We start from the raw sequence: 5,891 nt of genomic DNA, 5'->3' as shown, positions 1-5,891 counted from the left end.
CTCGACCCCGACCCCGAGCGCCTCCGAGTCGGCCCCGGAGTCCGCCACCCCGACCCCGGCCGACTCCGAGTCGACCACTCCCGCGGCGGCGCCCTCGCCCAACGGCGGTGGCGGCGACCTCGCGGAGACCGGCGGCGGCAGCAACACCGGCGCGCTGGTCGGCGGGGCGGCGGTCCTGCTGGCGGGCGGCGCGGCGATCGTGGTCGCGACGCGACGCCGGCGGGCTTCGCACTCGTAGCCGTATCCGGTTAGCCGTATCCCGGTAGCCGTATCTCTCCGGACACCCCGCCGCTTGCGCCCGTCTCAGGGTTGGTGAGCGGCGGGGTTCGTTCAGGGCGTCAGCGCCGTCGGCGTCGCACGGCCGTACAGCTCGTCGAGGCCGATCAACAGCACACCGCCTCCTTCGGCCCGGGTACGGAGAGCGTCGCTGAAGCCGACGGCACTGAAGCACGCCAGCCCACACCGCGTCGTGTCCATGCCCCGGCCGGCAAGGAGCTCCCTGGCCCGCTCCAGGCGTTCCAGATGGTTCACCCCCATGACGGTCCCCCACTTCACCTCGCCCAGCAACGTGACGGCGGGACTGCCGGCTCCGGACCCCGGTTCGACGACGGCCACATCGATCTCGATCTGCCGGCGCTCCTTCGGGTCGGCCACCACACCGCTGCCGACCTCGCCCAACGACGTACTCAGCAGGGAGCGCCCGGGTCCGAGCACGTACTCCCGGCACACCGCCTCGAAATGCGGTCCCGCGACCTGCGCCGCGAAGCGCTCCGCCGACTGTCCCCAGACCTCGGCGGCCTGTCCGCTCTCCAGCCGTGCCCAGGCCGGACGCATGACCGCCTCATAGAAGTTGATCAGCGGCTCGGTGATGCGGTACTGCGATTTTCCGGCCCTGAAGATGTCCGCCTCGCGTGCCAGCAGATGGCTGTCCTCCAGGACGTTCAGCGGATGCGAGATGTCGACGGACTTGCGGCCGATGTAGCCCGCGATGCCGCCTCGTGTGGTGTTGCCCTGTGCCACTGCCGCGAGTACCGAGTGGTACAGCGCGGTGTCACGGATGTCGGCCTCCTCGGCGAGCAGGTAGCGCGCCTCACGGAAGAGCGGACTGAACGGCGACAGGACGGTCCGGCACACCCAGTCGTCGAAGTCCGCCGGATCTGCGGGAATGTCGTCCGCCAGGAACTGTCGGCGGTACGCGGGGGTGCCGCCGACCACCGCGTGCAGCCGTACGGCGAGCCCGGGATCGTCGGCGACACCCCAGAAGTCCGCCGCGGCCCGGTAGCCGAATGGCCGTACGACGAGTTCGAGCTGGGCCCTGCCGCGCAGGGGCGCGGTGCTGGCGAGCAGCCCTCCCATGACGGACATCGCCGAACCGCAGAGGAGGAGCCTCATGCCGCTCTCGTCCACCTGGAAGCGGTCGATCACGCGCTGGATGAGCGAGGGAAGCTCGGGCGCCACCTTCGCCAGGTACGGAAACTCGTCGATGACGACGAGGAACGGGCTGTCCCCGCGCCCCGGCACGGCGAGCCCGAAGAGAAACGAGATCGCGTCGTCCCAGGTGGCGAAGGTGAAGGGCGCAGGAGAACCCTGGTGTTCGGCCAGGGCCGCGCTGAACTGCCGGAGTGATTCGGCCTCGGTCCCGGCGGTGGCCCCGAAGTAGAAGCCCCCGCACTGCTCGACGAGTGCCCGCAGGAGATACGTCTTCCCCATGCGCCGTCGGCCGCTGACGATGCCGAGCATGGCGTGGGGCAGCGGCCGGTTCACGAAAGCGCTGAGCGCGCCCCATTCGGCGCCGCGGTCGAAGAGACGCGACGGCTTGTCCGGCCTTGCGTGACGCTGCACGCACCCTCCTGAATGGTTAGGGATACACCCCTAAGGAGTGTATCCCTAACCATTGCCTCCGCGCTCCCGGGGGCGACCGTGCCCTTTACCCCTCGACCGTCCCCAGCCACAGCTTCACGTACCGCTCCACGTCCACGTCCAACCCCACGTCCACCAGGGCCTGTTCGCGGGCTCCGTCGTGGATCTCGGACTCGCCGTGGCGCGGCCGCCGGTCGACGATCGTCTGTCCTCGGCCCGGCCCCGGGGCGAGGGAGACCTCGACCGGCAGAAGGCGTGTGGTGAGGCCGCCCGGGTCGGCGACCGCGCAGACCGCGCCCGCGTCGCCGAGGCCGCCGGTGGGGGTGAGGTCGTCGGAGAAGGCCGGGTCGCGGTGGGCGAGCAGGTCGCCGGCGAGCTTCAGCCGGGGCTCCGGACTCTCCCGCAGCCGCCGCACATCGGCGGCCGGAACCTGCACCCGCTCGAAGACGTCCAGCCCGTACATCGTGATCGGCACCCCGGCGGTGAGCAGGATCGCGGCCGCCTCCGGGTCGTGCCACACGTTGAACTCCGCGACCGGCGTGGCGTTCCCGACCGCCACCGCGCCGCCCATGAACACGATCCGCTCGATGTTGCGGGTGACCTCCGGGAACGTCCGCAGCAGCAGCGCGATGTTCGTCAGCGGCGCGGTCGGGATGAGCGTGACCGGGCGGGGGGAGGCCAGGATCTCGCGGCGCAGCAGGGTCACCGCGTCCACGTCGACCGGCCTACGCGTGGAGTCGGGCAGCCCCATGTCGCCCATGCCGTCCTGCCCGTGGACGTGCGCCGCCGAACGCGCGGGCTCGATCAGCGGCCGGGCCGCACCCCGCGCGACCGGGATGTCACCGGCACCGGCGTGGTCCAGGACGATCAGCGTGTTCCGTACGACCTGGTCGACATCGGTGTTCCCGGCGACACAGGTGACCGCGCGCAGGTCCAGGCCCGGGTGGCGGACGGCGAACAGCAGCGCCAGGGCGTCGTCGACCCCCGTGTCGCAGTCGATGATCACGGGGATGGGCTGACCGGTCACGGCAGGCTCCTCTCGGGACGGTTCGGCGATTCGAGGCAGTTCAAGGCGGCTGAGCCAGGTCAAGGCAGCCAAGCCAGTTCAAGCCAGGTCAAGCCAGGTCAAGGCAGTCCAAGGCAGTCCAAGGCAGTCCAAGGCAGTCCAAGGCAGTTCAAGGGTGACCTTACGCATCCGCCCACAGCGCGGTGCCGCGCGCCTCGACCCGGGCGCCGATGTGGTGCAGCAGCTCGGCGGGCGCCAGCGGCCCGATCCGCCGCCCGTCCCGCAGTCGTACGGCGACCAGGTCGTCGGCGGCTTCGCGCTCGCCGATCACCGCCTGGTACGGGACGAGCCGCGCCGCTCGGACACGGGCACCGAGGCTGCCCTGGTCGGAGGCGGCCAACTCGGCGCGCAGGCCGCCCAGTTGGGCTCGGCGGAGCAGCTCGTGGGCCGCGTCCGCCTGCGCTTCCGACACCGGCAGCACGACCAGCTGCACCGGCGCCAGCCACGCCGGAAAGGCGCCGCCGTGTTCCTCCACCAGGTGCGCCACCGCCCGTTCCACGCTCCCGATGACGCTGCGGTGCACCATCACCGGCCGGTGTTTCGCGCCGTCGGCGCCGATGTAGTGCAGGTCGAAGCGTTCGGGCTGGTGGAAGTCGATCTGGACGGTGGAGAGGGTGGCCTCGCGCCCGGCCGGGTCGGCGATCTGGACGTCGATCTTCGGGCCGTAGAAGGCGGCCTCGCCCTCGGCGGACTCGTAGACGACATCGGAGGTGTCGAGGACCTCCTTCAGCATCGCGGTGGCCCGCCGCCAAACGCCCGGATCCGCGACGTACTTGCCTCCCTCCCCCCGCAGCGAGAGCCGATGACGGGAGGCGCGGATGCCGAGGTCGGCGTAGGCGCGGGTGATGAGGTCCAGGGCGGTGCGGGCCTCCTCGACGGCCTGGTCCAGGGTGCAGAAGATGTGGGCGTCGTTGAGCTGGATGGCACGGACACGGGTCAGTCCGCCGAGGACGCCGGAGAGTTCGGAGCGGTACATGCCGCCCAACTCGGCGATACGGAGGGGAAGTTCGCGGTAACTGTGCGAGCGGGACCGGTAGATGAGGGCGTGGTGGGGACAGAGGCTGGGCCGCAGTACGACCTCCTCCGCGCCGAGCCTCATCGGCGGGAACATGTCGTCGCTGTAGTGGGACCAGTGCCCGGAGATCTCGTACAGCTCGCGTTTGCCGAGGACGGGTGAGTACACGTGGCGGTAGCCTTCGGCGCGCTCCAACTCCCTTACGTACTCCTCCAGTTGATGGCGGACGATCGCGCCGTCGGGGAGCCAGTACGGCAGGCCCGCGCCGATCAGCGGGTCGGTGTCGAAGAGGCCGAGCTCGCGGCCGAGGCGGCGGTGGTCGTGCGGGGCGTTCTCGCTCATGGGTTCCTCGCTCTACGGATGGCGGGGCGAGGAATCCGGCGACGACGAAGCCCCGGGGCACTCGCCCCGGGGCTTCGACTCGGTTCAGCAGTCAGCGCGCCGGGACAGGGTCCGGCGTCGTCGTCCAGGAGGACGGGAACGGCTTGGCGCGCTTCATGCGGCGGACCGTAGCAGTCGTACGAAGGCTTCGGCGACCGAATTAATCAGCATTGATCAGTTGAGATCAATCAGCCGAGCTTCTTGAGGAGTTCGTCGGCGACCGGGGCGGAGGACGCCGGGTTCTGGCCGGTGACGAGGTTGCCGTCGACCACGACGTGCGGGGCCCAGGGCTCGCCCTCCTGGAAGTCGGCGCCGAGCTCCACGAGCCGGTCCTGGAGCAGCCACTTCACCTTTGCGGCGAGGCCGCCCTGGGTCTCCTCGGCGTTGGTGAACCCGGTGAGGCGCCGCCCGGCGAAGGCGTTCGTACCGTCCTCCTTGGTGGCCGGGAGCAGCGCGGCGGGCCCGTGGCAGACCACGCCGAGGGGCCTGCCGGAGGCGAGGGCCTGGGTGAGGAGGCTGCCAGAGTCGGCGTCGACGGCGAGGTCCTCCATCGGGCCGTGGCCCCCTGGGTAGTAGACAGCGGCGTAGTCGGCGAGGTCGGCCTCGGTCAGCTTGACCGGGTGCTGGAACTCGGGGCTCGACGCGAGGACGCCCGCGACCCGGTCGGCGTTCTCCTGGCCGCCGTTGTAGTCGGGGGCGAGGCTGCCGCGGTCGACGGGCGGTACGACACCGCCCGGGGTGGCGACGACCACCTCGTGACCGGCCGCCTTGAAAGCCTCGTACGGGGTGACGACCTCCTCGGCCCAATATCCGGTGGGGTGCTGGGTGCCGTCGGCCAGGGTGAGGTGATCGGCGCCGGTCAGCACGAAGAGGATCTTCGACATGGGGGTCTCCAGGGGGTGGCGTGGGCTCTGTGCGGGTGTCTCCGACAGTAGGCGGGGCGCGGAAGCTCGGCCAATGACGATTCGAATGACCGGCATTGGATTCCCGATGGCACCTGCGGAACCCCCTACGGGTTTTCGGGTGCGGCGGTGTGGGGGTTAGGCGCGCAGTTCCCCGCGCCCCTGGGGGGTTGGCGCTCGGGTTGGCTTCTCGTGCGGGGCAAGCCTCTACGGGTTTTCGGGTGCGGCGGTGTGGGGGCTGGGCGCGCAGTTCCCCGCGCCCCTGGGGGGTTGGCGGTCGGGTTGGCCTAAGGGCTATGGCACTCGCGCAACCACCTGCGCAGTTCCCCGCGCCCCTAGGGGGTTGGCGCTGGAGTTGGCCTAAGGGGCGACGTCCTGCTTTTAAGGGGCGCGGGGAACTGCGCGACCAGCCCCCACCGGGCCCGCACTCGACCCACAACCGAAGTACTGGCACTCACCCGGACGGCCCGGCGCGCTGGTGGGCGGGCCGGGGCGATGGTGCCGTTGGGGGAACGCACCCCGCGCCTCAGGAGGGACCCCCGATGACCCGTACCCCGGCCCGTGTCCTCGTCGTCGCGATACTCGCCGCGGGCACCCCGCTGACCGCGGCCGGCTGCGCGAACGAAGCCATCCTGCACAAGGTGACGACCGCGCCCTCCCCCTCGGC

General features: G+C 71.1%; 5 protein-coding genes. 1 reads left to right on the top strand and 4 read right to left on the bottom strand.

The genetic code is table 11. From position 1 onward, the window contains the following. A partial coding sequence (locus tag AC31A1_RS45345) for an LAETG motif-containing sortase-dependent surface protein (RefSeq protein ID WP_489658921.1) occupies window positions 1-238 on the top strand: 238 nt, incomplete at its 5' end. Window positions 239-330: 92 nt separating this feature from the next. On the opposite strand, the gene AC31A1_RS45340 is transcribed toward AC31A1_RS45345, so the two are convergent. From AC31A1_RS45340 to AC31A1_RS45325, 4 genes are all read right to left on the bottom strand, one after another. Beyond that, the gene (locus tag AC31A1_RS45340) at window positions 331-1,710 is read right to left on the bottom strand and encodes an AAA family ATPase (protein WP_489658922.1); all 1,380 of its coding nucleotides are present in this window, start codon (window positions 1,708-1,710) and stop codon (window positions 331-333) included. A 217-nt stretch (window positions 1,711-1,927) separates the two neighbouring features. Continuing rightward, window positions 1,928-2,887, bottom strand: coding sequence for a nucleoside hydrolase (locus AC31A1_RS45335; RefSeq protein ID WP_489658920.1), 960 nt, complete (start codon window positions 2,885-2,887; stop codon window positions 1,928-1,930). A gap of 160 nt (window positions 2,888-3,047) precedes the next feature. After that, window positions 3,048-4,283: a threonine--tRNA ligase gene (gene thrS, locus AC31A1_RS45330; RefSeq protein WP_489658919.1), complete on the bottom strand. Its 1,236-nt coding sequence runs from the start codon at window positions 4,281-4,283 to the stop codon at window positions 3,048-3,050. 227 nt (window positions 4,284-4,510) lie between these two features. After that, the gene (locus AC31A1_RS45325) at window positions 4,511-5,206 is read right to left on the bottom strand and encodes a type 1 glutamine amidotransferase domain-containing protein (protein WP_489658918.1); all 696 of its coding nucleotides are present in this window, start codon (window positions 5,204-5,206) and stop codon (window positions 4,511-4,513) included. Window positions 5,207-5,891 lie beyond the last annotated feature (685 nt).

Source organism: Streptomyces sp. P5F9 (genome assembly GCF_057961495.1).
The sequence above is the reverse complement of the archived record's forward strand: the minus strand, read 5'-3'. Positions and strand labels throughout refer to the sequence as shown.

Bases quoted from the DNA above. Each gene is read 5' to 3' on its own strand.
- AC31A1_RS45340 (WP_489658922.1), bottom strand. From the start codon at position 1,710: ATGGGGAAGACGTATCTCCTGCGGGCACTCGTCGAGCAGTGCGGGGGC.
- thrS (WP_489658919.1), bottom strand. From the start codon at position 4,283: ATGAGCGAGAACGCCCCGCACGACCACCGCCGCCTCGGCCGCGAGCTC.
- AC31A1_RS45325 (WP_489658918.1), bottom strand. From the start codon at position 5,206: ATGTCGAAGATCCTCTTCGTGCTGACCGGCGCCGATCACCTCACCCTG.